This window comes from Bradyrhizobium sp. CSA207 (genome assembly GCF_029051685.1).
Taxonomy (GTDB): Bacteria; Pseudomonadota; Alphaproteobacteria; order Rhizobiales; family Xanthobacteraceae; genus Bradyrhizobium.
Window position 1 is genome coordinate 1 of sequence record NZ_JAACFT010000085.1, and the last position, 4,229, is coordinate 4,229.

At 64.0% G+C, this 4,229-nt stretch carries 5 protein-coding genes; 3 read left to right on the forward strand and 2 right to left on the reverse strand.

Annotation, left to right across the window (positions count from 1 at the left end; genetic code table 11):
* Nucleotides 1-5: 5 nt before the first annotated feature.
* The gene (locus GWG65_RS39890; RefSeq protein ID WP_275200874.1) at nucleotides 6-239 is read right to left on the reverse strand and encodes a hypothetical protein; all 234 of its coding nucleotides are present in this window, start codon (nucleotides 237-239) and stop codon (nucleotides 6-8) included.
* Here GWG65_RS39890 and GWG65_RS39895 point away from each other — a divergent pair.
* The 3 genes from GWG65_RS39895 (at nucleotide 177) to GWG65_RS39905 (ending at nucleotide 3,382) form a co-directional block, all read left to right on the forward strand.
* Nucleotides 177-1,055, forward strand: a complete 879-nt coding sequence (locus GWG65_RS39895) for an aldo/keto reductase (protein ID WP_275200870.1) — start codon at nucleotides 177-179, stop codon at nucleotides 1,053-1,055. The genes GWG65_RS39890 and GWG65_RS39895 overlap by 63 nt on opposite strands.
* Nucleotides 1,052-1,276: a hypothetical protein gene (locus GWG65_RS39900; RefSeq protein ID WP_275200871.1), complete on the forward strand. Its 225-nt coding sequence runs from the start codon at nucleotides 1,052-1,054 to the stop codon at nucleotides 1,274-1,276. Before GWG65_RS39895 ends, GWG65_RS39900 begins: the two co-directional genes overlap by 4 nt.
* Before the next feature lie 324 nt (nucleotides 1,277-1,600).
* Entirely contained in the window at nucleotides 1,601-3,382 is a 1,782-nt protein-coding gene (locus GWG65_RS39905) for a Rieske (2Fe-2S) protein (RefSeq protein WP_275200872.1), read from the forward strand.
* A gap of 115 nt (nucleotides 3,383-3,497) precedes the next feature.
* On the opposite strand, the gene GWG65_RS39910 is transcribed toward GWG65_RS39905, so the two are convergent.
* The coding region (locus GWG65_RS39910; protein WP_275200873.1) for a S41 family peptidase at nucleotides 3,498-4,229 on the reverse strand (732 nt) is incomplete at its 5' end.

The following is a 4,229-nucleotide window of genomic DNA, read 5'->3' on the forward strand; positions in this document are numbered from 1 at the left end:
TGGCCCTAATGCGAAGCGTTGGACGGGCCGAGCTTGTCCGATGACAAGAGTAGACCGGAAGTGACCGTCAAGACGCCGCTTTTGACCCCAAAGCGAAAATCGATGTCTTGCGTGGAAAGCAAGGCTAGTTTTGACCAACCAGCCAACGGCGCTTTCGCCTTGTGAGAGGTCCAGCGATGCCCGCAGATCATGATACGCACCATGATACGCGCCGTCCCTTGGGTCGAACCGGCATCCATGTGCTGCCCTTGGGCATCGGCACGAACAAGTGGCGGCGTGCCGATCGTGGGGCCGTGTTGGAAACATACAGGACCATTCACGATGCCGGCCCATGCATGATCGACACGGCTGAGATCTATTTCTCGGAGCGCGTCGTGGGTGACTGCTTGCGCGCCGGTCCCACCCACGCGGTGATAGCATCGAAATTCCTTCCCTTTCCGGGCCGCACCTCTCCGCGCCGCCTGATGAGCGCGCTTGACGGTTCGCTGGCGCGCCTGGGCCTCAAGATAATCGATCTCTACTATGTCCATTATCCGCTGCCCTTGATCGACGTGGGAGTGTTCGCCGAAGGCCTAGTCGACGCGGTGAAGTCCGGCAAGGCACGCGCGGTCGGCGTGGCAAATTTCAATGCGGACCAGATGCGCCGCATCGCCGATCACCTCGCAAGAGCAGGCGTTCCGCTCGCCGCCAATCAGGTCAACTACAGCCTGCTCCGACGAGCAGCGGAAACAAATGGCGTGCTCGAAGCCTGCCGTGAGCTCGATGTGGCACTGGTCGCGTATTTTCCCCTTGCGTCCGGCCGCCTCACGCAACCGTCGGACCGCATGGGCACGAAAGCGCTGCTGACGTGTCTCGCCGATATTGCCGGCGCGCACGACGCCGGCATCAGCCAGGTCGCCCTGAACTGGCTTTTGGCGCGCGATAGTCACGTGATTCCCATTCCCGGCGCGACCAAGCCTCATCACGCCAGGGCCAATCTCGATGCACTCGGTTGGCGCTTGAGTGAGACCGAATTCGACGCGATCGACCGAGCCTCAGCAACGAGTGGAACATGAATCCGGCGCCCATCTTACCCCTCATCTCCACCTCTGACCTCGACAAGATCGACGTCGCGTCGGGACCATTCTCCGTTGTCGCGGTACGGCTGCGTGTCGATTTCGGCGAGCACGCGCGCTCCATTCTCGTCGACATGAAAAGGAGCGGCCATCTCCAAAGGAGATTGAAGGTCGGCTGGCGCTACCTCGCGCCGCGAAAGGTGGCGGGCGAAATTTTTTGAAGGCCAACTGTTCGAAATCGGTTATGCCGATGAGATCACGCCAGTGCAGGCGCAGCCGGAGAAGCCGGTTCCGAGCGGCACCCGGGTCACGCGGTTTGACCAGCCACGCAGTGCTTGTCCCAGCGCTTGCTGCTTGTCATCGACACGCTTGCGTCGAAACTGCCGAACGCGATCGAGCTGTACCACAGTTCCGTGCCGCTTGATGATCCAGTGCGGTTCCTTTCGCGCGCTCCTAAACCACGGCATCCTCTCGCCTTTGCGCGAGAGGATGCCTATGTTCCAGAGTACCTACAGCGGCCCCAAAGCGACATCGGAGGTGTGTTCATGGACGCGCCCAGCAAGGAGTTTGCGCTGGCGGGCAGCCTTGAGGAGCTGAAGATCAAGGGGCGGCTCGTTGTGCACGGAGGCCATCGCCCGATCCTCGTCATCTACGACCGCGGGCGCGTCTTCGCCCTCGACAATCGGTGCCCGCACATGGGCTTCCCGCTCGAGCGCGGCAGCGTCGAAGACGGCATCTTGACCTGTCACTGGCATCACGCTCGCTTCGATCTGGAAAGCGGCTGCACCTTCGACCTCTGGGCGGACGACGTGCCGATCTGCCCGGTCGAGGTGCGCAATAGTGACGTCTGGGTGAAGACCACGTTCACCCATGCCGATCCCGCCGCGCACTGGCATCAGCGGCTTGCGAGCGGCCTCGCCCACGACCTCGGCCTCGTCATTGCCAAGGCCATGCAGGGTCAGCTCGCGGCCGGCGTACCGCAGGCCGAAATCGTACGGCAGGTGGCACTGTTCGGGGCGCAAAATCGCGACGGCTGGGGCGTGGGTCTTACGATCCTTACGGCACTCGCCAATCTCCTGCCTGTGTTGCCAGCGGAGGAAGCCTATCTCGCGCTGTTCCACGGCGCACGCCGCGTGGCGGCGGACTGCGACGGCGAGGCGCCGCGGCGGGAACGCGCGCCGCTTGGAAGCCGGCCGGATCCGGCCGCGCTCAAACGCTGGCTGCGGCGTTGGACAAACGTGCGGCATCGCGAGGCGGTCGAGCGCACCCTGCTCACGGCGATTGGGGCCGGATTCTCCCCGGCTGAACTCGCTGATGCCCTGTTCGCCGCCGAGACCGAGCGGGCGTTCGCCGACACCGGGCACTCGCTCGACTTCATCAACAAGGCATTCGAGTGCCTCGACCTGGTCGGCTGGCAACACGCCGCGGCTCTGCTGCCGACTGTCGTCGGTCAGATGGTATCGGCCCGTGGCGCCGAGGAATCGACTGCCTGGCGCCAGCCCGTTGACCTTGTTGCGTTGTGTGCGGAATCAACCCGCGAACTCGCGGACCTGTTCGCTGTCGGACGCGGCTCGCGTGACTGGTCGGGCCACGCCGCACTTGCTCAAGAGCTGCTCGGTGACGATCCGGCCAGGATCGTTGACGCGCTCAAGGAGGCGATCCGCGCCGGGGCCGCGCCTGCTGACCTTGGCCAATCCCTCGCGTACGCGGCAGCGCTCAGGGTGGCGCGCTTCGGCAATGCCAACGAGCACGCCGACTGGGAGACGGCACATCACGTCTTCACCTACGCCAACGCCGTCCACCAGATGCTGACGCGGATCGGGACTGCCAACATCGACACGCACGTCACGGCCGTCCGCGGCGTATTGCACGGAACGATGGCGCTCTACCTTGCTCGCTATCTCAATGTGCCACCGGCGCGCATCCCGGGCGACGGCGGCGAGCAGCTCAATGATCTGCCCGCGGATCCAGAGACGATCGGCGCCGCCTTGCTCGACGCCTTCGACCGGCAGAGACAGGTCGATCTCGCCGCACGCCTGGTGGCACGGCATCTCACGCTCGGCCATTCGCCGCAGCCGCTGATCGCCACGCTCGCGCATGCGGTGCTGCGCGAAGATGCAGGCTTCCATGCGTATCAGATGCTGGAAGCGGGAGTCCGGCAATTCGGCGCGTGGGGCGACACGGACGAGGGCCGGCACATCCTCATCGCGGTTGCCCGCTATCTGGCGGCCCATTCACCGACCGAACGCGCGTCACTGCAGACAGCCGACATCGCCCGCCGCTTGATGCGGGGTGGCGAGCTGCATCAAGAGGCTGGATCGTCCTGAGGTCACGCGCTAAGGGCGATCTGAACTGACAAAACCTTGCGCCGGCGAACCGAGACGCGCTTCCAATCACCATTTTCGCGTTGCCTCTGCTTTGCGAATGAGTATGACGCCCGGATCAGGTCCCGGACAGAACCGCGACAGCACGGCTCAGTTGGGGGTCGTCTGACCCGGCGGAGGCCGCGCCTGCCTCGACCTCGATCGTCGGCGTCACGCCCACGCCCTCCAGGCGCTCGCCATCAACCCGGACATCCTCGATTGCGAGCAGCAGCAAGCCGCTTCCGATGAGGAATGCGGTGGCGGCAAGGACCGCGCCCTCTGTCCGGGTGCCGATGAGCTCGCCCAACCGGTACTTTTTGAAGCCATAGGCAAGGACCTCCTTGCCGCTCCGCGTACCGCCGTTGATGAGCATCGCAACGGGCTTGCGCCACTTCACATTGACGAATGCGGTAGTACCGCTTTGGTCGGTGACCTGCATCGTTGGCGCCCGGGCGTTGAACAGGTCGAGATATTCGGGCTGCGCGCCGCCCCAGCCATCCCGCAAATCCCAGATCAGCGCGTCCGCGTCTTTTAGCGCCCCTTGAGACAGCAGGTGTTCAACAGCGCGTTGATAGATGGAGCCGGCATAGCACCAAACATGCACATAGCCGATGCGTCGTCCGTTGGACTCAATGACGCGCGCACTGGACTCCAACCCACGAAGGAACATTCTGGTGGGCTCGAGGTCGACCGGCATGACCGGGATTTGCACCACCGAGGCGCCCCGGCGTACCTCCAAGACAACCGATTTGCCCACCTTTCCACGGAATGACTCGATCGGCTCAAATGCGGTCCCGTCAGCCGCAATTAT

Excerpts from the sequence above, each read along its gene's own strand:
- GWG65_RS39895 (WP_275200870.1), top strand. The coding sequence starts at position 177 with ATGCCCGCAGATCATGATACGCACCATGATACGCGCCGTCCCTTGGGT.
- GWG65_RS39890 (WP_275200874.1), bottom strand. The coding sequence starts at position 239 with ATGGATGCCGGTTCGACCCAAGGGACGGCGCGTATCATGGTGCGTATC.
- GWG65_RS39900 (WP_275200871.1), top strand. The coding sequence starts at position 1,052 with ATGAATCCGGCGCCCATCTTACCCCTCATCTCCACCTCTGACCTCGAC.
- GWG65_RS39905 (WP_275200872.1), top strand. The coding sequence starts at position 1,601 with ATGGACGCGCCCAGCAAGGAGTTTGCGCTGGCGGGCAGCCTTGAGGAG.